The sequence below is a fragment of the Dyadobacter psychrotolerans genome (assembly GCF_004349265.1).
GTDB lineage: Bacteria > Bacteroidota > Bacteroidia > Cytophagales > Spirosomataceae > Dyadobacter > Dyadobacter psychrotolerans.
Map to the genome: position 1 here is coordinate 102341 of NZ_SMFL01000013.1, position 25316 is coordinate 127656.

15 protein-coding genes are annotated in these 25316 nt (G+C 41.4%); 9 read left to right on the plus strand and 6 right to left on the minus strand.

Annotated features, from left to right (window positions below):
- Positions 1 to 5 precede the first annotated feature (5 nt).
- Entirely contained in the window at positions 6 to 1178 is a 1173-nt protein-coding gene (locus tag E0F88_RS26635; RefSeq protein ID WP_131961336.1) for an FG-GAP repeat domain-containing protein, read from the minus strand.
- A gap of 161 nt (positions 1179 to 1339) precedes the next feature.
- Here E0F88_RS26635 and gcvT point away from each other — a divergent pair, with 161 nt between their 5' ends.
- From gcvT to porU2 (E0F88_RS26670), 7 genes are all read left to right on the plus strand, one after another.
- Positions 1340 to 2422: a glycine cleavage system aminomethyltransferase GcvT gene (gene gcvT / locus E0F88_RS26640; protein WP_131961337.1), complete on the plus strand. Its 1083-nt coding sequence runs from the start codon at positions 1340 to 1342 to the stop codon at positions 2420 to 2422.
- A gap of 51 nt (positions 2423 to 2473) precedes the next feature.
- Positions 2474 to 3184: a 2-phosphosulfolactate phosphatase gene (locus tag E0F88_RS26645; protein WP_131961338.1), complete on the plus strand. Its 711-nt coding sequence runs from the start codon at positions 2474 to 2476 to the stop codon at positions 3182 to 3184.
- A 31-nt stretch (positions 3185 to 3215) separates the two neighbouring features.
- Entirely contained in the window at positions 3216 to 5150 is a 1935-nt protein-coding gene (locus E0F88_RS26650; protein ID WP_131961339.1) for a hypothetical protein, read from the plus strand.
- Positions 5151 to 5170: 20 nt separating this feature from the next.
- Entirely contained in the window at positions 5171 to 7045 is a 1875-nt protein-coding gene (locus tag E0F88_RS26655; RefSeq protein ID WP_165940159.1) for a PorZ beta-propeller-like domain-containing protein, read from the plus strand.
- 66 nt (positions 7046 to 7111) lie between these two features.
- Entirely contained in the window at positions 7112 to 7753 is a 642-nt protein-coding gene (locus tag E0F88_RS26660; protein ID WP_131961341.1) for a uridine kinase family protein, read from the plus strand.
- 188 nt (positions 7754 to 7941) lie between these two features.
- Positions 7942 to 10845: a putative type IX secretion system sortase PorU2 gene (gene porU2 / locus E0F88_RS26665; protein WP_131961342.1), complete on the plus strand. Its 2904-nt coding sequence runs from the start codon at positions 7942 to 7944 to the stop codon at positions 10843 to 10845.
- A gap of 33 nt (positions 10846 to 10878) precedes the next feature.
- Complete coding sequence (gene porU2, locus E0F88_RS26670) at positions 10879 to 14148, plus strand: putative type IX secretion system sortase PorU2 (protein ID WP_131961343.1); 3270 nt, start codon at positions 10879 to 10881, stop codon at positions 14146 to 14148.
- A 59-nt stretch (positions 14149 to 14207) separates the two neighbouring features.
- On the opposite strand, the gene E0F88_RS26675 is transcribed toward porU2 (E0F88_RS26670), so the two are convergent.
- Positions 14208 to 16079, minus strand: a complete 1872-nt coding sequence (locus E0F88_RS26675; RefSeq protein ID WP_131961344.1) for an asparagine synthase-related protein — start codon at positions 16077 to 16079, stop codon at positions 14208 to 14210.
- A gap of 9 nt (positions 16080 to 16088) precedes the next feature.
- Positions 16089 to 16241, minus strand: a complete 153-nt coding sequence (locus tag E0F88_RS33805; protein ID WP_165940160.1) for a hypothetical protein — start codon at positions 16239 to 16241, stop codon at positions 16089 to 16091.
- A gap of 440 nt (positions 16242 to 16681) precedes the next feature.
- Here E0F88_RS33805 and E0F88_RS26680 point away from each other — a divergent pair, with 440 nt between their 5' ends.
- Together E0F88_RS26680 and E0F88_RS26685 are read left to right on the plus strand one after the other, a co-directional pair.
- Complete coding sequence (locus E0F88_RS26680; protein ID WP_131961345.1) at positions 16682 to 18661, plus strand: sialate O-acetylesterase; 1980 nt, start codon at positions 16682 to 16684, stop codon at positions 18659 to 18661.
- Between the two features lie 261 nt (positions 18662 to 18922).
- The gene (locus tag E0F88_RS26685; protein WP_131961346.1) at positions 18923 to 20452 is read left to right on the plus strand and encodes a malate:quinone oxidoreductase; all 1530 of its coding nucleotides are present in this window, start codon (positions 18923 to 18925) and stop codon (positions 20450 to 20452) included.
- 63 nt (positions 20453 to 20515) lie between these two features.
- Here E0F88_RS26685 and E0F88_RS26690 read toward each other — a convergent pair whose 3' ends face one another.
- From E0F88_RS26690 to E0F88_RS26700, 3 genes are all read right to left on the minus strand, one after another.
- Positions 20516 to 22639 (minus strand): tetratricopeptide repeat-containing sensor histidine kinase, encoded by a 2124-nt coding sequence (locus tag E0F88_RS26690; protein ID WP_131961347.1) that lies wholly within the window; start codon positions 22637 to 22639, stop codon positions 20516 to 20518.
- 334 nt (positions 22640 to 22973) lie between these two features.
- Positions 22974 to 23819: a sugar phosphate isomerase/epimerase family protein gene (locus tag E0F88_RS26695; RefSeq protein ID WP_131961348.1), complete on the minus strand. Its 846-nt coding sequence runs from the start codon at positions 23817 to 23819 to the stop codon at positions 22974 to 22976.
- A 240-nt stretch (positions 23820 to 24059) separates the two neighbouring features.
- Positions 24060 to 25268 carry an FG-GAP repeat domain-containing protein gene (locus E0F88_RS26700; RefSeq protein ID WP_131961349.1) on the minus strand — a complete coding sequence of 403 codons (1209 nt, stop codon included), beginning with the start codon at positions 25266 to 25268 and terminating at the stop codon, positions 24060 to 24062.
- Positions 25269 to 25316: the final 48 nt, after the last annotated feature.

Below are 25316 nucleotides of genomic sequence, written 5' to 3' on the forward strand. Positions count from 1 at the left end.
TAAAACTAATTTTTCAGCTGATTCCAGTAAACCACCACATTATGAGTTGCCCTGCCTGAGGCGATAACATCCAGGTCACCATCTCCGTCCAGATCAGCGGATGTAACATCTTCACAGGCCATTTTGATTTTTTCATCCAAAGTATATTCCTGCCACTTTTTACCTTCGGCATCAGAACCAACAAATATGCGCACACCGGTTTCACCAATCACATTCGGATTTCTCCATCCCATTACAATCTGGTCACGTCCCTGACCAAAGAAATCTGCACAAACAAGCGCGTGTCCTTCTTTAATTTTATCTGTCAATACAGTACGGTTGTCTTTGGAATAAACGACCAGACTGTTTCCATGCATCGGTTCAACCGTGGTCGTGAACAACTGATTTTTACCCAGGCTGCCGGTACGGATTTCACCAATGCCTTTGTCGGCAACCATCCAGTTTCCCGACGGAGCCCAGCCGTTGGCGCCGTTTAGGAACACCTGTGCTCCTTCCTTTCCTGCGACAGTCATACCCAAAAACCTGCCGGAAACTTCCATAGGTTGAAAATTATGCGTCATGTGCATGCCGGTATCCAGCAACTCATAAGACCAGATGCCTTTTCTGTTTTCCGGTACATCAAAAGCAATTGCCTTCACTCCCGCCCCATCACCTGACACGTTTCCCTCACCATGCAGCGGCAAAACCATTAGCTGGTAATCACCTTCCGTTTTTTTTAACCATTGCATGCGGTGAATCGTAACTTCGTGGTGCAGGCGAACGGGTTCCCAAACCTGGGTCCTGTCATTTGGTGCATTTAAATAGAATACAGCCCCTGATTGTTTGATATTTTTAGTTTCGGATGGATTCCATTGTGCACCTACCGCAACCTCCACTTTTCCGTCACCATCAATATCTCTTGCTGCAATGCAAACATTATCCTGTTCGGTAAGGTCCTTTGCCATCACATAGCGCGTCCACGGCTTGCCCTTTTCACCCGGATTTTTATACCAAACAATTTCTTTTTTATCTGCAAGCAAAATATCAGGTTTGCCATCACCGTCCACATCGCCTGTGGTAACGCCATACCCAATACTTATTTTATCATCGATTACCTCTCCCTTAAAGGTTGCAGTCTGGGCAAATGCAGCTTGTAAAAAAGCGAGGAGCGCTGTGAATAGTATAAATTGCTTTTTCATGTGATTAACTTTCAGAATAAAGTAACAGACAATCATTAATGTCTATTTTTTCCCAATATACTTCAAAAAGATCAATCAGGATATTTGAAAACACAGATTTTTGTGTGGCTTTGATACGCTTTACCTACTTTTGCAAATTAAAGCAACGCAATTAACCATTCATGAAAACGATCCCACTTCACCAGATACATGTTCAATTAGGCGCTAAAATAGTGCCGTTCGCAGGATTCGAGATGCCAGTACGCTATTCGTCCGATATGGAAGAGCACCATGCTGTCAGGAATAATGTGGGCGTTTTTGATGTATCGCACATGGGTGAGTTTAGTGTTAAAGGTCCGAAAGCCCTGGATTTGATTCAGAAAGTTTCGGCCAACGATGCTTCAGTTTTGTATGATGGAAAAGTTCAATACAGCTACTTACCAAATGCTGAAGGCGGTGTGGTAGATGATCTTCTGGTTTACCGGATTGCCGAAGACGACTACATGCTGGTGGTAAATGCCTCAAACATTGAAAAGGATTGGAACTGGATTCAGTCGCAAAATTCGGAAGGTGTGGAAATGACAGACCTTTCAGCAGACCTTTGTCTTCTTGCAGTTCAGGGTCCAAATGCAACCGCGACTTTGCAAAAACTAACTGAATCTGACCTGGCTTCCATGGAATATTACACATTTCAGATCGGAACAATGGCCGGAATTGACAACGTTGTGATTTCAGCAACAGGTTATACCGGTGCAGGCGGATTTGAAATATATGTAAATAAAGAAAATGCGGAGAAAATGTGGAATGCCATTTTTGAAGCAGGTGAAGAATTTGGTATAAAACCTGTTGGTCTTGGTGCCCGTGATACCCTGCGTCTTGAAAAGGGCTTCTGTCTGTATGGAAATGACATCGACGACAACACATCTCCTCTTGAAGCAGGGCTGGGCTGGGTTACTAAATTTTCAAAAGACTTTATTAATTCTACTTCTTTGAAACAACAAAAAGAAGCTGGTCTGCAAAAAAAACTGGTTGGTTTCGAAATGATTGATCGCGGTATTCCACGTGGACATTACGAATTGTGCGACGCAGAAGGAAATCAGCTCGGCGACGTTACATCCGGAACCCAATCGCCAACACTGCAAAAAGGAATTGGTCTTGGTTATGTTCCGACAGCTTACAGCAAACCGGACACTGAAATTTTCGTAAAAGTACGCGAGCGCCTGTTAAAAGCCAAAGTCGTAAAACTTCCTTTTGTAAAAGGTTAATCATTAAGCAGTAAAACTTTCTATTCTTATAATCCCGCATTGTCCCCCGGTATGAAACAACTTGATGTCTGCCTGACGCCTGACCTTCTCCATTTACATAAACTTGATAATTCAATCGTAGTTGTTGCTGACATTTTCCGGGCTACCTCATGTATGGTAACCGGCCTTGCTTACGGAATTAAAAGTATCACTCCGGTTGCAACAATTGAAGAATGTAAATTTTTGCAGGACAAAGGTTTCATCGCTGCTGCGGAACGTGATGCAAAAAAAGAAGAAGGCTTTGATCTGGATAATTCTCCTTTCAGTTATATGGATGAAAGGTTAATCGGTGCGGAAATTGCAATGACAACCACCAACGGAACGTTATCTATCACCAAAGCACGGGCAACCGCTGTAAAAGTAATGGTAGGTGCATTTTTAAACCTGGGAGCCCTCGCAAATCACTTACGTTCCGAGCCTTACGATGTGCTTGTGCTTTGTGCCGGCTGGAAAGGAAGACCGAATTTGGAAGATACACTTTTCGCCGGCGCTCTGGCCGATGCTTTAAAGGATCAGTTTATGCTCAGGGAAGACGGAACACTAATGGCCCAAAGGTTATTCGATCAGTCCAAAGAAAATTTGCTGGCAGCCGTATCCAACTCATCGCACGTGAGAAGACTCCAGAGATTGGGTATACAAAAAGATATCGCTTACTGTCTCCAGAAAGATCTTTACGATATCGTGCCTGTGCTTCGCGGAAGTACTTTGGTTGCAATGCATTAACAGGAACACGCTTTAATTATTGAAATACTACATGTCTAAGTTTATCATTTTTCTTTTTCTTGGATTGTTTGGCTACGCCGGTTCGGTGGTCGCACAGAGAAGTACGGTTACAAAAAAACCGGTTGTTGCTCCTAAAAAAGCTGAACCTGTTAAAGTTGCTGCCCCGGTAAAAACTACACCTGTTATTCAACCGGATACACTGAACAATGCCCTTGCTACTGATTCAGATACAATTCCACAAAGCGGACTTACCGAAAAAGAAGCCGATGAACTGGCTGCAAAGGCAGAAAAGAAAGACACAATTGACGTTTATAAAATTAAAATAGACGACATCGCCTATTTGACTGTATGTCCCGGAACAACAATAAACATTCCGTTTACGACAGAAGGTCCGTTTGACGATGAAAATACTTTTGTAGCACATATTATTGACGCGACGGGCAAATCCGTTGCTATCTCACTTCCTGCCAAAAAGAGCCCTGTGAGAGCCGTTATTCCTTCCTACAAAATTGGAGGGGAAGTTTACCAGCTTCAGATCGTCAGCAACATGTCCGTTGTAAAAAGCCCGCCGGTTTCCATTCGTCTTTTACAGACACCAACCGCGCGCTTGGAAGTGATTGACGGTACACAGGCAGCAAGGATTATGCCTGGCCAGGAGGTACATTTAAAAGTAAATCTGGGTGGGACAGCCCCTTGGTCTTTCCGCCTGTCTGACAGTACCAATGTACTTAATACACTATCAAATCCGCATCATCTAATTGTTAAACCCGCTCAGATCAAAGCATATAAGATCCTTGGCGTAGCAAATGCGTGCGGAAGCGGCACAACTTCGGGAGAAGCTATTGTTAATGTAGACAACAATCCCGAACCGAAACTGGAACTAAAAGAAGTTGATAAAATTGCAAGGGTTTGTAACGGTATTCCGTTTCAGGTTCCTTTTAGTGCGACAGGAAAATTTAAAACAGGAAATCATTTTGTGGTGCAGATTGCCGATCGCACCGGCGCTTTTAAAAACATATCGTCCCCAGATTCATCAGGATACATTGCGACGCAAATCCCGGACACTTATAAACCCGGTGAATACCGGTTGCGTGTAACTTCTTCTGCTCCATATCTTGTAAGCCAGGTTGCAAAAATCACCATCGTTTCTCCAACTGTTACGACACTTTTAAAAGACTCTCTTTATCTGAATGAAGACCAGACAGGAGAATTAACGGTAACTTTCAACGGAGGCGGCCCGCCATGGTTTGTACTGCTGTCGGACGGAACATACGAAAACAACATCCAGGAGTCTCCTTATAAAGTGAAAGTGAAACCTTTTTACGATACCAACTATCAGATTACTTCTGCCGGTGGACTTTGTGGTGTCGGCAAGTTTTCAGGAAGAGCGAAAGTAGCTGTAAAAACACCTCCGGTAGCAATTACCCTTGAAAAGCTTTCACAAAATATGGTTTGTTCAGGTTCGGTAATTGAAATACCATATAAAACCGTCGGGCGCTACAATCCGGGCAATAAATTTGTTGTGCAGATGACAGATAAAAACGGAAGGTTTGTGGATATCCCAACTACAATCACTCCAACAACCATGAATGTGAAACTGACCTCTGTTGCCTCAAGCGACACGATCAGAACTCATAAAATACGTATCATCTCATCTTCTCCGGCGGTGTCGAGTGCTATCGAAGAAATTGACATTATTGCGCCAAACAAGGCGTTGGGAGAGGTATCCGGCAAAGGCTTTATAACCGCAGGCAGATCGACAAGAATCCAGTTAAAATTCAAAAACGGATTACCTCCCTGGTCGTTTACACTTTCTGACGGTACGTCTATTAACGGAACATTTTTAAATCCGTATTTAATTTCTGTCTCCCCTACATCTACAACTGAGTATAAACTTGCGTCATTAAAAAGCGGATGCGGTACCGGAGTTGGAAAAGGTTCTGCATTAATAACCGTCGAAAATTAAAAGGGCGAATAACAAGGATCGTGAGAAACGGAAAGAAAATGGTTTCTGATTTTTTCCACAAGCCGGTAATTACGGCTTGTGGAAAACTATCTTTTCTGTTTTTTTTGATTGTTAAATTAAATTTTGCGGCTGCTCAGGAAGTGCCGCTGGGACAATGGGACACTCATTTCAATTATCAGTCTGCCCGTCATGTTGTAAGTACCGGCAACCGGATTTTTTCATCTTCTTATAACGGACTGTTTAGTATTAATCCTGAAGACAAAAAGATCAAAATCTTGTCAAAAGAAGATGGTCTTAGCGAAACGGGAATTAATAGTTTTGCCTACGACCAGGAATACCGTACGATGCTTCTTGCATATAGAAGCGGGAATATGGATTTATTATATTTAAATGACCAGTCGGAACCCGAACAAATTATTCCCTGGCACGTTTTTACCAATACATCCGGTCTTCCTGATAATAAACAGATTAACCGGATTCTCTTTCAAAAAAGCGTTGCTTACCTGGCAACTAACTTTGGCATTGTTGTACTGAACACAAAATTACAGCAGGTTGGAGAAACCTACCGTTACATTGCAACAAACGGCGCAGAAGCAAATGTAAAAGACATTGCTTTTTCGTCGGATTCGATCTACGCGCTTACTTCTACCGGAATTTTGGCCAGCTCCATGAGCGCCACGGTTAACAGGCAGTTTTTTGGTAACTGGAAGTTGCTTTCCGTACCGTTTACGGCAACCGCAATTGTTTCTCATAACAATCTCATCTATGCCGGTTTTCCCGGAAAGGGCGTATACCAATTAGCCAACGGCTCCTGGATATTAATTTACCCAAGCATCAGTTTCTATTATTCATTTTACAGCTCAACCGAAGGCCTTATTGTTACGCTGGAAAATAGCGTTGTCAGTATTCCTGCCAACGGCTCGCCAGGGGTTTTCAGGTCCTCATTGTTTTTATCTCCAAAGGAATCGATCGTTACTTCTGCTGACAAAATCTGGACAGCAGATAACAAAAACGGGCTGGTGAGCAATACTGAAGGAGATTTTAAAATCTTCCTTCCTGAACAAAAAGACACTACTTTGTTCCCGCGTACTGATTCAAGCATTGTTGCGCCTGATGGATTAACATGGACTCATTTGCCATCCTATCTTGGTGGAGGAATATCCGTAAAAAATCCTCAAACTAATCAGGAACGATTTCTGACTACTGCTACAAATAACGGAGGTCTTCCCTCTTCAACCGTTAACAGCCTGGCAGTAGATCAGGACGGATATATCTGGTTTGCCGGCGATAAAGGAGTAGGTTACTTTCTCCCAGACGAGATACTGACCAATTCCCGGGTAAATGCAGTACTTCCTGTTTTTGGACAAAGAAGACTTTTTTCAAATGAAAAATGTACCGCTCTTGCTATCGAACCAGGAAACAGAAAATGGATCGGAACATTAAACGGGATTTATCTTTTTAATGCAGACGGCACAGAAATGATCAGCCAGTTTACTGCCGAGGAAAGTCCGCTTCCATCAAACGCTGTTACCTCACTACGGTTTGCCCCTGAAACCGGAATGCTCTTTGTGGACACACCAAACGGGATGGTATCTTATCGCAGTAATTCAACCAGTTCGGCCGAAAATTTTTCATCTGTGACTATTTTTCCAAATCCGGTGAGACCGGGTTATGGCGGGCAGATTGGCTTTAAGGGACTTATGGAAAAGTCTACGGTGAAGGTTATGCAGCTTTCAGGAAGACTGGTTTATGAAACGAAGTCAGAGGGCGGCACAGCTTCATGGGATCTAAACGATTATAAAGGAAACAGAGTAAAAGGCGGAGTTTATCTGATCCTGATCATTTCCTCAAACGGAGACCAAAAACTTGCCGGAAAATTGGCAGTTATTGATTAGTATGACAATAGAATAATTTTACTAAGTTTAATCAAAAATCAACAAACACAGTATTAGCCGAGCTTCATGACCCAGCCCGAAAAGCCCCCCTACATCATTGGAATAACCGGAGGCAGCGCGTCCGGAAAGACCTATTTCATGAAATGCCTGCTTGATTCCTTCGCAAAAGAAGAAGTAACACGTATTTCCCAGGACAATTATTATCGTCCGATACACGAAATTCCAAGAGATGAGAATGGTGTCGAAAATTTCGATTTACCCGAAACCATCGATCACCATCTGTTTGCAGAACATATTGCTGTCCTGCGTGCAGGGAGGGAAGTTCATCAGAAAGAATACACCTTTAACAATCCGCTGATTGTACCGGAAATACTTGTTTTCGAACCACGTCCTATCATCATCGTGGAAGGCATATTTGTATTTTATTTTCCTGACATTGCGCGTTTGATCGATCTTAAAATTTTCGTCGACGCCAAAGAACATGTTAAGATAAAACGCAGGATTATCCGCGACAACAATGAACGCGGTTACGACCTGGATGACGTCTTATACCGCTGGGAGCATCACGTAGCACCTACTTACGACAAATTTATCCAGCCCCTCCGCTCAGAAGCCGATGTTGTAATCAATAATAATTCACGCTTTGATACCGGGCTGGAAGTCTTGGTTGGTTTTTTGAAAAAGAAGCTTGAAGAAAGGAAGGAATAAAATATCTGAATAATTTACGATAAAAACAGAGGCCCTCTCGATACATATTGTCAATACCTTCGTATATACATCTGGAAATAATGGTGTATAATCCGGTATTGACTTTAATCGAGATCAAATTGTTAAATTCCTTCTGTCTAAGGAATTTATATTAACTTTGTTTACTGCAACTTTTATATATAAACACTATGAAAATTTCTACTATGCTAAAGCTGGCTTTCATTGTCAGCCTTTTAACATTCTCAGTAAAGTCGAATGCACAATATGCAAACGATTGGCTGAACGATAAGTTCGACCAAACTTTTGTGAAGATTGGAGTTCAGAACGCAGGGTTGCAAAAAATCACTTTTACTCAACTTGGAGCAGCCGGATTAACTGTCAATTCTGCAAATAAGGAATTGCTTAATGTTTATTACCGTGGTCAGCTTGTAAAGATTGTACGAATCAACGAAAATGATTTTGAGTTTTATGCTGAAAAGAATGATGGGTCGAGAGATTCATTACTTTATCGCCCGGTCACTGCACGAATAAACCGTTATTACAGTCATTACTCGGACCTTGGCTCTTATTTCGTAACGATTGGAAAGGCAACCCAAAAAGCCGTATCAGTTGTGCAGCCTGCTTTGTCAGGAGATCCTTTGGGTTATCATTTAAAAACTGACCTGACTTTATTTAATACGGCCACGGTAGATTATTCTCATGGTCCATGGCAACTTTATTATCCTTTCCCAAGCGAAAGTTTTCTAAAAGATGGAGAAACCATGACAGGTCCTTTTATCCTGGGCCAGGCGGTTGTTACAAATAACTTCAGTGTTCCAAGGCTGGTAACAGGCAGTGATGTGCCGTTTCCAAAATTGGATCTGATGATTAATGGTCGCCAGAATGGCACCCAAAAAGTGAAGGTTCTGCTGGGATCTAGTACTGTTCCGGCATTCACCTTTAACTTCAACGGCTTTACCGGTGCTAAAACTCAGATATCAATTGATCCGCAAACAAACATCAGCAACGGGCAGGGTTCCTTTTCCGTGCAGGGCGATGTCGGAGCGTCAGATGTATATAGATTCTCACTTACCTATTATACTTTAACATATCCACAGCAAACGGATATGCAGTCCGGTAGTGAATATCTGTTCACATTTCCGGGAACAACAAATACCGCAAGCAGAATAAAAATACTTAATGTTCCGAGCAATCCAACTGTCATTGACATTTCGGATCCGCTTAATCCAAAAGTGGTAACAGCAACAGTAGCTGATAATGCAATTGATTTGATGATACCACGTGAAACAAATAAAACACTCAAGCTTTACATTACAGGTGGCAATGTGTCTAACGCGCTTATAAGTGCTGCGCCATTCTCAAAAATCACACCTTCTTCCCATAATTACCTGATTATAACAAATGCTGATTTAAGATCAAAGGCGGATGAGTACGCAGCATACAGAGCTTCGGCAGCCGGAGGATCCTTTAAAACACTGGTAGTAGATATTAAAGACGTTTACAATCAATTCAACTATGGTGAGCCAAGCCCGCTTGGAATCAGACAGTTTACCGAATATATGTTATCACAAGGAATAGATGATAATCACCATTTATTCCTGATCGGCAAAGCAGTTTCAGCTACCCGATATTTGACTAAGGAACTGCCTGGTTATGTTCCGACTATGGGTTACCCGGGCTCAGATATCCTATTGGTTGCCGGACTAAATGGTGCTAACGCTGATGCACCTGCTATCCCGATTGGAAGATTAGCAACTAACGACCCTGCAGATATAACAAATTATTTAGCGAAAGTTAAGTTATATGAAACCAAGGCAAATAAAGAACTTTGGAGAAAGCAGGTACTTCATATAAATGGTGGTCACACCAATATATTGAATCCCGGAACTCCTTTTGAGGCACCTGGTCAGATCCCACAGTTCAAGGCAATCCTCGAAGGTTTGGAACCATTGGTTGAAGATCAAAATACGTTTAAAGGAAAAAGTGTAAAACCGTATGTAAAACAAGGTTATGTGGAACCAGGTAATACAGTACCTGTAGATATTTCTGCGGATCTCAACGCTGGCGTAGGGATGATAACCTATTTTGGACATGGATCCCCTAACGATACAGATTATGACCTGGGCAGATTCAGCGCCGTTGCTTCGTACAACAACGTTGGCAAATTCCCTTTCATGTATTTTAATGGCTGTGGTGTATCAAACATTTTTGCCAACTATGGTAACAACACGACCAACCCAAGACAAGAAGCGCTGGCAAATACCTGGGTTTTGGCAAATGGTAAAGGAGCAATTGCCAATATCGGAGGAACTCTGTCAAGCTATGTGGAACCAACAGAAAAATATCTGCAATACTTCTATGCTGAAATATTTTCCAAGCCTGATCCGATCATTTCCGGACGTACCTCTGCAACCAACCGTGAGAGTATCGGTAAAATCATGAGGACAGTTGCCCAAAAAACATTGATCGATAATGTTCCGGCAACTTTGGATATTACCAATATTCATCAATCACTACTTCTTGGTGATCCGGCAATCATTATCCTGAGTGTAGATCCTTCTTCCCTTCCTGTAAGCCTGACATCATTTAAAGGTGAGCTTGTTTCTCCAAAAGAAGTGCTTTTAAGCTGGACAACAAGCGAGGAGGTTAATAACAAAGAATTTAATATTGAAAGAAGCGGGGATGGAAAAGGATTTCACCTGATTGGTACTGTGGATGGAAAAGGTACAACTACCGGGTTAAATATGTATTCTCTTAAAGATACCAGCCCTCTTAGCGGACTTAATTATTACCGTCTGAACCAAACTGACTACGATGGAAAAATCACCACATCAAGAATCATTACTGTGAAGAATGAAGTTGATGGCCATGTAATTTTCCCTAATCCGGTTTCAGGAAATGAAGTAAAAGTAGCGGCTGAAAATGGCGCCGTTGTTAAAGAATGGAAGCTTTATGACATCAAAGGAACTGTAATTAGAAAATCGGTTATCGGAGAAAGTATTTTGTTAAACAACGTATTATCCGGCCAGTATATTCTGGAGGTAACAACTTCAGACAACGTGGTGACGAGAAAAGTTGTCATTAGAAAATAAGCTGAATAAAAGATTAACCAGGAAAATGTAAATATGAACCTCCGCACGCTCTATCTGATTATTATTACTACGCTTATGTTCTCCGGATCATTTGCACAGAAGTTTACAAATTCCTGGATAAAATATAATCAGCCGTACATAAAATTATCTGTTAAGGAAAAAGGAATCCAGCGAGTTTCGCTGGATTCCTTATCAAAAAATGGCTTTCCTGTAAGTCAGACATCAAAATATCAACTATTCAATCGCGGCAAACAGGTTGACATCATAGGAATTGAAGGAAACGCTCTTGTATTTTATGGAGAACCCAACGATGGCGGACTTGACTCAGTATTTTACAGACCCATAACATCAAGGCTTAATCCTTATTTCAGTTACTATACGGACCTGGGATCTTATATTTTGACTGTTTCCACTACAGACATCGCCAGAGCTCAGACCTCGGACCTTGCTCTTGACACTAAAACCACACCGGAAAAATACCATCTCGAAAAGACCGTAATACTGGCTAATACATCAAAGTCTGATTACTCAAACGGTCCCTGGCAAATTTTTGAGCCTACCCCGGCACAAAGTTATTTTGCCGATGGGGAAACGATGACCGGCCCGGCGATCATCGGCTCTGATCTTAAAAACTATGATTTTCAGCTAAATAATTGGGTTACCGGCACTGATGTTCCTAACCCCATTTTGCAGGTAATGGTTAATGGCCGAAATACAATCGGCTTCAACATAAACTTATCTGTTGGTAGCAGAATCGCAAATAATTTTAACTTTCAGGGTTTTAAAGGTACAATAGCTAATATCACCCTCAACCCAATGACAGACATCGCAGTCAACGGCAAGGGTAACTTCTCATTACAGTCTACCAATAACAGCACCAGTGTCAGATATTCACTGACTTATCACATATTAAAATATCCTCAGTCCTTAACCATGGCGGGCAGAAATTTCTCTTATTTCAACCTTACGCCAACTTCAAACAAGGTGAGCAGAGTTGTAATAAAAGATGCTCCAAAGAGCGCTTTGATTTTCGACGTTTCGGACCCGAGTAAACCTGTTCAAATAAAAACAAGTTACTCCGGCGCTGATCTTGATTTTATGGTTACAAGAGTTACCAATAAGGAATTAAAACTATTTGTAACAAATGAATCAAAAACTGTTCAAAAAGTTACGCCAATCGTATATAAAGAAATTAATCCCCAGGATTATAACTACATCATAGTAACCGCTTCTTCGGTAAGAGAATCAGCAGAAGCCTATAGCAGTTATCGGAAATCTGCCGCAGGCGGATCTTTCAAACCTTACATCATCGATATCAAGGACGTTTATGACCAATTCAGCTTTGGAGAACCACATCCGGCCGGAATCAGAAACTTCGCAGATTTTTTTATCAGTAAGGGCGGAAACGATAAATACCTTTTACTGATAGGAAAACATTTAGCGCCTACAAGGTATCTGGTAAAAGAAATACCTGATGAGGTGCCTAGTGTTGGTTTTCCCGGATCTGATGTTTTGCTCGTATCGGGTTTAGCAAATACGAATCAGGATGTTGAAGCAATTCCTGTTGGAAGAATCAGTGCATCAACAAATGAGCTGGTTTATAATTACCTTGATAAAGTCAAAGAATACGAAGCCGGCAGTATTATAGATCGAAAAAATGTGCTTCATCTTAACGGCGGTAAATCTTCTTCTGAAATCTCTCAGTTCAGAGACCTTCTCGCCTCTCTTACTCCCCTCGTACAAAACGCAGGTGGAGAAGTTAAACCGTTTGTTAAACAAACAAATATTGAAGTTGAACCCGTTGTAATTGCTCCGGAAGTAAACGCCGGTGTTGGTTTAATATCTTATTTCGGCCACGGATCTCCAACTGTCACTGACCTGGATTTTGGCTATGTTTCCAAATCCGAAAGAGGGTATCAGAATAAAAGCAAATACCCGCTCATGTATTTTAACGGCTGTGGCGTAGGAAACATTTTCAACTCATATACTAATCCTTTATCTACCGACTGGGTACTAACAAAAGACAAAGGTGCAATAGCTGTAATTGCAAATTCACATTTAAGCTATTATTCGTCATCCGCAGACTATATCAAAGCGCTCTATGCAGAGGTTTTCAGCCCGCTTAATTCAATCGAAGAATCTAAAACCATAGGGCATATACATCAGAAAGTTGCCGCTAATATTACAAAGACGCCCGTTGATGTTTACATGATATCAAACTTGCACCAGGCACTTTTACAGGGAGATCCGGCTCTGAAAATTTCATTTAATAACCTTCCGGATTACACAGTTGCAAATTCCGGCATATTTGTTCGCAGTAAAATTTTAGCGCAAACTATCGAAAAGTCCGACAGTCTGATAGTGAAAATAAATGTTTCAAATGTTGGTAAAATATCAACCTCCGAAAATCTGAATGCAAAGGTGACACTTAGTTTTTCTAATGGCCAGGCGAGTTTAGATAAAACAATCACAAAAGCCATGTCCGAAGCGAAGGGTGAAATTACATTTACGATCGCGAACAATAAATTTTTAAATAAAATCGGTGTCATTCTGGATCCTGCAAACCTGATCAAAGAATCCGGTAAAGAAAATAACTCAGCCGAATTAATTATTCCATGGGAAAATATCAAATCGTTAAACAGTTATCCGGAAGAGTCCGTTGAGGACTTTGTGGCCCCTCAGGTCCTTGCATCATTTAATAACCAGGTCATTGAAAACAAACAAAAAGTACCTGTCGCAGCTCGTTTAACGATACGCTTAACCGACAACAACACTCTTACTGAAAACCCGTCCCTTGTTCAGGTATACCTAAAAAGCTGCTGGGATGAATCCTGTGAATTTGTACAGGTTAACAGTAGTCAGATTGAAGTCTCTAAAATTGACCTCAAAACTCTTTTGTTTTCTCCTGATGTAACACCTTTGAGTGCTGGCCAGTATGAATTGCTGGTAAGATCCTGGGATATGAGAGGTAACACCGTAGTTGAACCTTATCGCGTTCAGTTTGAACTTACCGAATCTGATGAAATAGCGAAAAGTCTGATTGCCAGTCCGAACCCGTCCACTGACTACATCCGATTCAAAACCGAGGTTTTGTCGAATAATAATGAACCCATTGAGTCAAATATATTTATATACGATACGCATGGAAGACTGATTAAAACCGCCACTACAAGTTTTAAATCGGGAAATAACGAGTGGTATTGGTATCCAAAACAGAGCGGAAGTTATATCTACAAGTTTGTATACTACTGGAAAGATGGACGTAAGCAAGAGCTGTCCGGTAAAGTAAGTGTAGTGCGATAGTAAAGGTGGATACTGGCTACAGATAAATTAAAAAAATGAGGCCGACCTAGAAGTTAGCCTTATTTTTTTGATAGCCAGATAGCAATACTAAGTGCCCGGTAAATAAGCCTTGAACAAGTTACATAGTTAAAGTTGGAGAGATCGCTCTTATTTAATGTAGTCCAGGTTATGTCAAATTTCTTTTTATCGATATAATCCCAAACTCCTGACGAACTGCTCAGGAAGTCTCCCCCGCCCTGATTGTACAAATCAATCACAGTTCGTCTGCTGTAAGCGCCCGCCGAGCCCTTTCCGGCTCTTAGCCGTACTTCATCAGGCAGAATCCCCTCTAAACCCTGTCTCAGATGATTTCGTCCGATCCCGTTTCCAAATTTTGTCTCATACGAAGCGGACATGCATAATTCGAATAGCGGTTTATAAAAAAATGGAAACCTAAAACTGATTCCCTTTGAATTGGCCAGAGTAAAGAGGTCACGGGAAACGTCAGGTGAATTCGTCAGATATACACCTTCAACATCGTCAGTATATTGTCCATAAAAATCATAAGGATACTTTTGCTTAGAAAAATCATTCAAAGGTAAGTTTTCGTTGAGTAGAGATGCAGGTAACTTTTGCCCAAAGTATTTCCTCGTTGCCTTATTGAAACTGCGTCGCATATAGCCAAAAATTTCATCCCTTTCCAAACCAAAATGCTTAACGAGCCAAATGATCTTCGATGTATTCTGCTTTAAAATTGCCCGGTCAAGCTCACGAAAACACCAGTATTTTTCAAATGTTCTTATTCTCTGCTCAACTGACAAACTCTCCCAATCAGCAAAAAGATATCCCATCGGCTGAATAACAGCAAATTCTTTCAGCGCATTTCTAAGACCTATAATATCGCGTTTTTCAAGAAATTGATTGAAATACTCATAGGTGCCAAACCCCGTTATGCTGTCTCCATCATGTCCGCTAAGAAGAACATTACAACCTGTTTCAACCGCTTTATTTATTACAGATCCATGCGCGGCGTTAGGGAAAACACCATATCCCGGCCTTCCCAAAATAGAAATATACTCAATCTCATAATCCAAAATCCTGTTTGACGGGACTACGTTGTGGTGATCCAATTTGAATAATTCAGCGATTTTCTCGACGTAGACAATTTCATCAGCATACTTTGTTTTTAAATCAAAATAGAAAGTATTTAGTTTGCCGGTTCCATAAGCCAGTTGAGCAAAAGCGCAGATCGAAGATGAGTCCAAGCCGCCGCTTAAATGTGCCCCAACAACGTTTCCTGTTCCGACAGATGTTATCACAGATTCCTTAAGCGTATCGGAGACAGCAAGAAATAACTCTTCATTTGAATTCGATGACGGCTTATTATATCTTAAATATGTTTCAACAGCCACTCCGCTTCCTGAAATTTTTACACTGTTGCCAGGTGGCACAAGCCTCACATTCTGATAAAAGGTATCCTGATGAGCATTACCAAATTTCGCATCCATTGACAAATATTTAGCAATGTGATACTTATTTTGAAGGGGCCTGTATTCCAACGGAATCAGGCTCATGAGAGTGGGAAGACTATTAGCAAAAACGACAAACTTTGCTTCAACAAAGTAATAGTAAATGGGAATGATACCAAATACCCCGGATATTAAAGTTAATATTTGAGATTTCGAATCCCAGCTAATACCAACAAAGGTAGATTTATCTAAATTTTCTTCAATTGCACTTTCAAGACTTTGGCGATAACCGCTATGCAACCCTTTCTTTTCATACTTTATTCCATCCAAAAGGAAGAACAAGGGATAAAAATTACGTTCGTCTTCGCTTCGGTCCTTTATATAGAAAAAACCACAAGGCAGGTCTATCTTGTAATAGCCTGCCTTGTGGTTTTGTTCGAATTTGAATGATGTGTCAAATGAAATTAAACCTTGGCATATCATTTCAAAAAATTAAGGTTTTAAAGTACCACCACCATCATCATCAACGCTGCCTTTGTTCGCTTTTGTGATTGTAGCAACTTTACCGATAAATTTTAACGAAGGTTTTTTGTACGCCTTACGCGTAGCAGATACTTCCAATGTTTGTAAGTGTTGTGTTTTCATAATAATCAGTTTTGTAAGAAGATTTACAGTTTAAAGGCCATTTTTCATAATATCCATGCAATGTTACGTAATCTTAAAATATAAACCAAACTTAAGGTTAAAAAAGCCCATTCGCTTGATTTACAACTCCTAAAAATTCATGAATTACCTTGAAATCTCTCAGTAAAATCCCGAATTGACATAAACTACCCCGGCTGTGCAAACGTCATTGTCAATTTCCTTTCGCACGGGTTCATAATATCAAATTCAGGTAAAGATTGAAAATAGTACGTTGTATTCGACAGAAAGTAACATCCACTTACTAAATAATTTGTCTGCAAATATATTATTCTAATAACTTTGCCACTCAAAAACCAGAATCCGGTTGATCTAGTTTTATCTAAATATCCAGGAATAATGGTTTAGTACACACACAACGATAAATCTTATAAATCCTCCTCATGAAAAAAAAGTCCCTGGCGCTGCTATGCCTTTTCTATGTGCATGCGCTTCCCTCAGCATTTGCTCAGTTAAACATCACTTTTCCCTTAGATCGCTCCGTTTTGCAGCGTGATAACAACAATCAGGCTGTTATCCATATTGCGGGCTATCTCACAACCTGCGCTGACCGTATCGAAGCCAGGTTTGTTCCAATTAAATCAAACCCTGAAGGTGATGTGATGGGTAAACCCGCTCCGGAAGGAGGTGACTGGCAAATAATCTCCGGTGCCACTACCTGCAACAATTTCAGTAGTTCTATGACTGTCACCGGAGGTTGGTACCGCCTTGAAGTCAGGGGTATCAAAAGCGGACATGCCAACATAGAAAGTTCCGTGCAGCACGTTGGTGTCGGAGAAGTTTTTCTGGTATCAGGGCAATCAAATGCGACAGGCGGAGATGGAAATCTAAGTGGGCCAGGCGCCAGCGAAGACGCGGTGAGCAGTGTGAACTTTCGCACAGATTATGATGCCTACGCCAACATTACCGTGAAATGCCCGGAATATGTACATCTCGATAAAGCAACAACAACAGCTCCATTTGGAAATTATGCATGGTGCTGGGGATTGTTTGGAGACCGGATGGTAAAAAAACTAAATGTGCCGGTCATGATTTTTAACGCGGGCTGGTCGGCTACCGGGATTGAAAACTGGAAACAGTCAATCCCTACAGACGCGGTTTCTTATGCCTGGTATGGCATTCCCTATCCCGCCGGATTGCCTTTTGGCATCATGCGAATCGCGCTAAACCACTACATTGCCCAATCCGGGATCAGAGCAGTATTATGGCATCAGGGAGAAACGGATACCAAAGTGCAAACAAGCCGCGAATTATACCGAGATGACCTGACGAATATTATCAATGAATGCCGTAATCTCTCCGGTAAACCAAATTTGGCCTGGGTTGTGTCGAGAGCTTCCCGTTATACGTTCACTGCGCAGGGTGAGCAAACAGATGCAAGCCATACATCCGAGGCAGTGATCTCGGCCCAAAATGATGTCATCGGCATTACAGGCCCTGGATACAACCCTGCCTACAAGGTCAGCAATGTTTTCGAAGGACCGGCAACAGATGACTACTGGAATAGTGACTACAGGCTGGATCAGGTACATTTTGCAGGTGACGGGCTTGATTCCCTCGCCAAGTTCTGGGTCAATAACCTCAATGATGATTTTTTTCAGAACTCACAGCCATCAGCTGCAATAAAACCGGCGGACGTTGTGATAAATCACCTGACTGGCTCCAATACCATGTTTACAGCCTCTTCGGGATGGAATAGTTATGCCTGGATGAACCAAAACGATTGTAACGTCATCAAATCTACCGATCAGCAATGGACAACAGGGGCGGGTTTGGTTAGACTCAAGACAACCGATACTAATGGTAATGTTGTATTGACACCTTCGTTTTATGTCCCGTCCGCTTCTGCCCTTCCCGTTACGCTTAAATATTTCAAAGGGACTACAAATAACCAGATGCAGGCGCTTCTCCAGTGGGCAACAGCAGAAGAAGTTAATGCTTCACATTTTGAAGTTCAACGCAGTTACGATGCCGAGAATTTTTCTCCTGTTAGTAAAATAGAGGCGTTTGGAAATACAGCCCAAGCCAGAGCGTATAAATTTCGCGACGATCTTCTCACACCCGGCATTTATTACTACCGGCTCAAGCAAGCAGATAAAGATGGAAGGTATGAATTGAGCAGCATTATCAGTCTTGGTGTTTCCGGAGAGACATCGATAAAACTTTTCCCGAATCCTGTTTCAGAAATTCTGAATATTCAGTCTGACAAAGCCATCTATTCGCTCGAGGGTTTTAATTCGGCCGGGATCAAAATTTTGTCGCGGAAGGAAAATGCTGCCAGCCTGACTATTGACATGACTAAGTATGCCCCCGGAATTTATACTTTTAAAGTAAACGGCGAAAGTTTTAAAATTTTAAGATAGGATTAAAATACTGATTTTTAAAAAGGTTGCTGATCAGGTCGGCAACCTTTTTTGTACATGACCCCACCAAGCGGAATATTATGGTTTATAGAAACAAAAAAGGTTTTTATTGGCCTTAAAAAAGAACTTTAACATGTAGCCTTTACTTTATTTTTTAAATTATACTATTTTGGAAACATTTCATACATACACTATTGTTGTGACTATATATTTGGATTTTTCCGGGTTGATAGATTACTTTAAAATAAACTTTCATTCCAAATGCGCATAAAAAAGTCATCCATAATTACCACGCCTGACATCATTTTGATTGGTGCAGGTATCATGAGTGCCACTCTTGGAGTATTGCTTAAAAAATTAAATCCTGCGTTTACCATTTCTATTTTCGAGCGTCTTGATCGCGTAACTGCTGAAAGTTCTGATGCATGGAATAATGCCGGAACGGGTCATTCTGCCTTTTGCGAACTTAACTATACACCTGAAAACGAGGACGGTACAATTGAGATTACAAAGGCTATCAAAATTGCTGAATCATTTGAAGTCTCTAAAGAATTCTGGTCTCATTTGGTTGAGGATGGTGTTATTGAATCACCCGACGAGTTTATACGTCACATTCCGCACATGAGTTTTGTATGGGGAGATGATAACGTAGAATATCTGCAAAAACGATTTGACGCGCTTACAAAACATCATTTGTTTGAAGGAATGCAATATTCTGAGGACAAAGCTGAACTAACCAATTGGATTCCGCTGGTTATGGATGGCAGAAACCCGGATGAAAAAGTTGCTGCAACCAGAATGGAGCTGGGAACGGATGTAAACTTTGGTGCTTTAACAAAGGCAATGTTTGGTTATCTTGAAAAACAGCAAGGTGTAAAACTATTCCTGAATCACGAAGTTGACGATTTTGAGCGCGGAAAAGATGGCTCCTGGACAATAGAGGTCAAAGACCGGGATTCTAAAAAAGCTCATTTTGTTCGTTCCAAATTTATTTTCATCGGTGCTGGCGGAGGCTCATTACCTCTTCTTGAAAAATCAAATATTCCGGAAGGAAAAGGATTTGGAGGTTTCCCCGTAAGCGGGCAGTGGCTGGTTTGTACTAAACCTGAAATTATTGAGAAACACCAGGCAAAGGTATATGGAAAAGCGGCTGTTGGATCACCTCCAATGTCTGTTCCCCATTTGGATACCAGAGTTATTGATGGAAAAAAAGCACTGTTATTTGGACCATATGCCGGATTCTCAACGAAGTTTTTGAAAAACGGATCTTACCTGGATTTACCGCTATCTATTAAATTCAACAACATCAAACCGATGCTGGCGGCAGGTATTCACAATATACCACTGACAAAATATCTGATTGACCAGGTAAGACAGTCTCCTCAGGACAGGCTTGAAGCGCTAAACGACTATGTACCAGGCGCAAAACTTGAAGACTGGGAATTGGAAACAGCCGGACAGAGAGTTCAGGTTATCAAAAAAGATAAGGATGAAGGTGGTGTTCTCGAATTTGGAACTGAAATGGTAACAGCGGCAGACGGCTCGCTGGCTGCTCTTCTTGGCGCTTCTCCGGGAGCATCCACATCAGTATCCATCATGCTCGATTTGATTCACCGCTGCTTTAAAAACCAAGCTACCTCGAAAGAATGGCAGCAGAAATTTAAGGAAATCATACCTTCTTTTGGTAAGTCACTGGCAAAAGATGCAGATCTGGCTTTGAAAACGCGATCAAGAACAACAGAAGTGCTAAAACTTAATACGTCATATCTCGAAGAGGACGTCACTGCCTGATTAATAAAATCAAAAAAGAATAAGATATAAGGGGTTCTGATTCGGTTCGGAACCCCTTATTGTTTATAAAGCGATTGAGGGCTTAGTGATCTTGTCAGACACCTTCTGTTCGATTGGCAGCAGAACATGGAAAGTCGTCCCTTTATCTACCTCACTTTGAAACCATATTCTGCCACCATGTGCCTCTACGATCTGTTTTGAAAAAGGCAGACCAATACCAAAAGCCTGCTCTCCTGCAGTTCCTGTTCTTTTTGACTCACCAAACATATCGTAAACTTTATCCTGCAAAACAACAGGAATACCTATTCCATGATCCGCCACCAACAATTCGACACCTTCTTTATTATGTCTGAGACTTACGCTGATCTCGGTTTCCGGGAGACTGAATTTAATCGCATTTACAATTAAGTTGCTTACAACGCGGCTGATTTTTTCATGATCCGCCATAACCTCAATTCTTTCAGAAGAGTCTACAATAATATTTTGCATTTTTTCCTCTGCCTTAAATCGAAGCTGTTCTACACATTGATCAACCAAATCAGACATATTTACCCATGTCTTTTTCATTTCCGAAGGCCGGTTTGTCAAATTAGCCGTTAAAAGATCATTGATCATGTCAATAGACTGCCAGCTGGACTCTTTTACGAGTTCCAGCATTTTGTGATGTTCCAGATTAAGTTTGGCTTCTTCCAGAATAATATCCGCAATGTTGGCAATAGCACCGATTGGATTCCGTAGATCATGCGCCACCACTTTTAAAATCCGGTCCTTATCATCGCTGCTTAGCTTCAAATCCTCGAGGGTATGTTCAAGCTGTCCATTTTGAAAGCTTACCTGCTTGTTCAGTCTCGTAAGTGTGGCAATGTTATTTTTAGACGCTCGCCAGTTTCGCCATAACAGGAATAAAATTACTACCACAAGCATAGAAAACAGTATGGCTGCATACAGCCATATTTTTTTTAGCTCATTTTCGCGGCTAAGTGATATATATTTATTTTTCTGCTCGAGGCGCTGAAATTCCTTATCTAGATCCGCCGTCACCATTCTCTTATTTACGTCATCAAGAGAATCTTTTAAACTCATATATTTTAGAAGGTGAATATATGCCTCGGCTTTTTGCTGGCGTTTGTCGTAATAATCCCAGTTGAATTTGCTCAGCCGGATTTCAGCCTCAGGATTTTTTACCGAATCAAGGGATAATTCCAGCTGCGACGCAATCCCTTGGGCCTTTTCGAGTTGGTTGGTAGTGATATACAACTCACCTAATTTCAATTTCGATAATTGCGCATCGCGGTTGTCGAACCCTTTTTTACTATTAATTTCTATACTTTTCAAAAGCAGTTTTTCCGCAAAGGCAATATCGCCCGTTTTATAATATAAATCAGCCTGGTTACCATAAATAACCCCTTTGGCCATATCGATATAATCTTTCCTGTCAGGAAATTTCTTTCCATTCTCCGCAATGAAGTCCAGCGTTTGTTTGCTGTAAACCAGCGCACTGTCTATTAAATCAAGCTTGCTGTAACTTAGCGAAATATTTCCAAGCAATTCCTGCTTCATGGCAAAACCACGGAAGTCGTCAGGACATAAATTCATATCCTGGAAACACTGCTTAAAATGGAGTGCCGCCTCTGCATACTTGGCCTGACGATAACTTACCATACCCAGGCGATAGGTATATTCCGCAAGTGCACAGCGATTTAGGAAGGTTTCTGCGGTTACTTTCCCCTGATAGTAACACTGGTAAGCTTCGTTATATTTTTGAAGTCCAAACAGCAAATCACCCTTGCAAAACAAGGTGGTAGCGTATTCGTTTATGTATTCGCTTTTTAATTTTTTCGTGGAAAGCAGTAAAAAAACGCTGTCCAAAGTTTCCACTGCACGATGGAGATCTCCGGTTTTTCGATAATAGTTATCGCCCAGAAAATTGTATCGGCTAATTTCATCACCAATACCCGGGAACATTATTTCCTGGTAAGCGGAATCATAAAAGGCCAATGCTCTTTTTGTATCGCCTACATCAAGAATCCGGTTGGCTTTTTCCCTAATCTGAATTGCATATTCTGTATGATCTCCGCTTTTTGGCGATCCGGTTTGACAAGAACAAACGCTGAGTGTCAGGACACATATCCATACACAGGAGAATTTCAAATAACCAATAAAACTTTGATTATTAAACTTGGGCATATTATTCTGCGTGCCTCCTTTTGAGGGAAATTATAGTTAGGATGGGTTAATCCGAAATGTATACACAAAGAGCAAATACATTTCTTCTATAAAATTACCTCAATAATTCGTTTTCGACACATTTGGTTAGTAATATTTCCACAAACTACTTCTGCAAAAATTGTAAATAGAATTCTGTTTTCCAGAAATTGTTTTTTTCTTATTATTAAAATGTTTTTTAATAGGCTATTTCCAAGACACTCCAAGTTTTGTTTCTGCCAAATATTTGGCATGAAGGTATTCTATCACAGTGCTTTACAACTATAGAGACTTTTTTATCAAAATTTCGATTGACTTACAAATTTAACGACCTCAGAAATCGCAGTCCATCAATCGCAATTGATTCTTTTGAGGGCTCAATTTGCCTCCAGATCGATGCAGCTTTGGCAATAACCTCTACATCAGGCGTGAAAGATTCAATGACGATATCGCCGGAATAGTTGATTTTTTCAAGTGCAGCAAATATTCTGTCCCAGTTAATCTGATCACCGCCGGGTGTTCCGCGGTCACTTCCGGAAGCATGAAGTAAACCAAGACGGTCGGCAGCTTTGATGATCGCCAGCGCGGGATCTTTTTCCTCAAGATTCATGTGAAAGGTATCCAGGTGTACAAATAGCGAATCACTTCCTACATCTTTAATCATTCGCAGTGCTTGTTCGCAGGTATTTATAAAATCAGTTTCATAACGGTTAAGCGGTTCAATAGCGAGCCTTACTTTTTGATCAGACGCGTAAACGCATAAGTCCTGTAAATTTTTCACAACCAAATTCCATTGCTGCCTGTATTCACTTTCGGATACCAGATCCGCCCTGCCTACGGATGAATAAATGGGACCGGCAACCAAATCACTGCCCAGGACCGGCGCAATGTCGATGAGTTTTTTTATATATTCCAGAGAAGTTACCTGCTCTTTGCGGTTACCTCTCAAATCCCGGCCCGGACCAGTGGCAGCACAAACAGAACGGCAAGCGAGGCCACATTTATCCAATTCGCTTTTTATAAAAACAGGATCGATAAGCTCAGGTTCTTCCAGGGCAATTTCAACAAAATCAAAACCCCACTCTTTAAACAACGGAAAGAAAGTTACGCTGTCGTTGGTGAACGGCGAAGAAAACAAATAGGTATTCATTCCAAATTTCATGATGAAGGATTTTTTTTATTGAATAAACTTCTTTTTGAAAGGAAAAATTATCTGCTCCTTATGTGAACAACGCTCATGCTCAACTTTCAAGAACAATCTAACGAGCACGTCCCGCCGGAACCAAAAGCCAAAAAACCCCAGGTTTTAACCTGGGGCATCTTACACATTGCTCAATTTTGGCTTTAGCCAAAGTATTATTATCCTGTGACTCTGTGAATTTTATCTCCAAACCTATCGGTACTACCTACTTTTTTGCTGTGTAAAAACTCTGACACCCTTTTTATTTCCGGTTACAATATCCGGCAGGCCGTCTTTATTAATGTCCTCAACCGTGACGTGTAAACCAACTCCTGAATCATTGTCGATTTCATGTTTGATCCACTGCGGCGTTTTACCCGGTTTGTACTCGTACCAGTTAATTACGGCCGGTTCAAATTCACCCGGGTCATTTCCATTGTGGGCAAAATAACGTTTCCCTGTGATCAGGTCCGGATTGCCGTCGCCATTAATATCGGCCAATGCGAGTCCATGTGACTGTGAAAAGGATTTATCAATTTCATGATGCGTCCAGGTTGCGTTCCCCTGTGCATCTTTCCCCTGCTCGTGCCACCACATTCCATAGTCATGAGCCGATGCGCTGATCACATCATTCAGTCCGTCACCGTTCAGATCCATTACATACATCTGGGAGCAATCCACTCCTAAATCTGCTTTGTGAAAAACCCAGTCAGTATCCTTACCATGTTTCGCTGGCCCTGCGGCCGGACCTTCCCACCAGCCATCTTTTACCAAAACATCTTTTCTGCCGTCTCCGTTAACATCGCCATAGCCAATCCCGTGTGTATACATATGTGTGGATTGTTTTGGGTCGCTGCTGATCACATACTGCGTCCATTCGGTGTCTCCTTTTTTAACCGGTGATTTCATCCAGATTACTTTTTTTGCAGTCGGATCATTGCAGAGAAGATCCAAACGACCGTCACCGTCAATATCCAGCAGCTGCGGGGATTCATTACCTACCGAAGAGTGAATAATATGTTTGGTCCAGTGACCGGGTTTGTTCTGCGGGTTTTCGTGCCAAGCGGCTGCTTTTCCCGGCCAGTCGATCCGGATCAGATCTATCCAGCCGTCCTGATTTACATCCATTGCAAAATCCAGAAAAGAATCGCTATAACTTCCCTTCACGATAAATGAATCGGGTTTGGCCAGTTCATGGGCTTTCCAGTCCGGCGCTTCGAACCAATATGCACCGGCCAGTACATCCTTTTTACCATCTTTATTTACATCGCCCATGGTAGCCCCCTCGGCGATAAATCTCTTTGTCAATTCAGTTTTATTAAAAGAGACGGTTCGCCCTTTTTTTTGCTTCTGAGCAAAAATTGTCTGACTTGTCAACAACAAAAACGCCATACAGCCTGATAGCAACAGATATTTTTTTGTATTAATCATTTCAATTTTATTGGTTTAAGAATATAGGAATTGTCGCTGATCCAGGAT

Bases quoted from the DNA above. Each gene is read 5' to 3' on its own strand.
- E0F88_RS26635 (WP_131961336.1), bottom strand. From the start codon at position 1,178: ATGAAAAAGCAATTTATACTATTCACAGCGCTCCTCGCTTTTTTACAA.
- gcvT (WP_131961337.1), top strand. From the start codon at position 1,340: ATGAAAACGATCCCACTTCACCAGATACATGTTCAATTAGGCGCTAAA.
- E0F88_RS26645 (WP_131961338.1), top strand. From the start codon at position 2,474: ATGAAACAACTTGATGTCTGCCTGACGCCTGACCTTCTCCATTTACAT.
- E0F88_RS26650 (WP_131961339.1), top strand. From the start codon at position 3,216: ATGTCTAAGTTTATCATTTTTCTTTTTCTTGGATTGTTTGGCTACGCC.
- E0F88_RS26660 (WP_131961341.1), top strand. From the start codon at position 7,112: ATGACCCAGCCCGAAAAGCCCCCCTACATCATTGGAATAACCGGAGGC.
- porU2 (WP_131961342.1), top strand. From the start codon at position 7,942: ATGAAAATTTCTACTATGCTAAAGCTGGCTTTCATTGTCAGCCTTTTA.
- porU2 (WP_131961343.1), top strand. From the start codon at position 10,879: ATGAACCTCCGCACGCTCTATCTGATTATTATTACTACGCTTATGTTC.
- E0F88_RS26675 (WP_131961344.1), bottom strand. From the start codon at position 16,079: ATGATATGCCAAGGTTTAATTTCATTTGACACATCATTCAAATTCGAA.
- E0F88_RS33805 (WP_165940160.1), bottom strand. From the start codon at position 16,241: ATGAAAACACAACACTTACAAACATTGGAAGTATCTGCTACGCGTAAG.
- E0F88_RS26680 (WP_131961345.1), top strand. From the start codon at position 16,682: ATGAAAAAAAAGTCCCTGGCGCTGCTATGCCTTTTCTATGTGCATGCG.
- E0F88_RS26685 (WP_131961346.1), top strand. From the start codon at position 18,923: ATGCGCATAAAAAAGTCATCCATAATTACCACGCCTGACATCATTTTG.
- E0F88_RS26690 (WP_131961347.1), bottom strand. From the start codon at position 22,639: ATGCCCAAGTTTAATAATCAAAGTTTTATTGGTTATTTGAAATTCTCC.
- E0F88_RS26695 (WP_131961348.1), bottom strand. From the start codon at position 23,819: ATGAAATTTGGAATGAATACCTATTTGTTTTCTTCGCCGTTCACCAAC.
- E0F88_RS26700 (WP_131961349.1), bottom strand. From the start codon at position 25,268: ATGATTAATACAAAAAAATATCTGTTGCTATCAGGCTGTATGGCGTTT.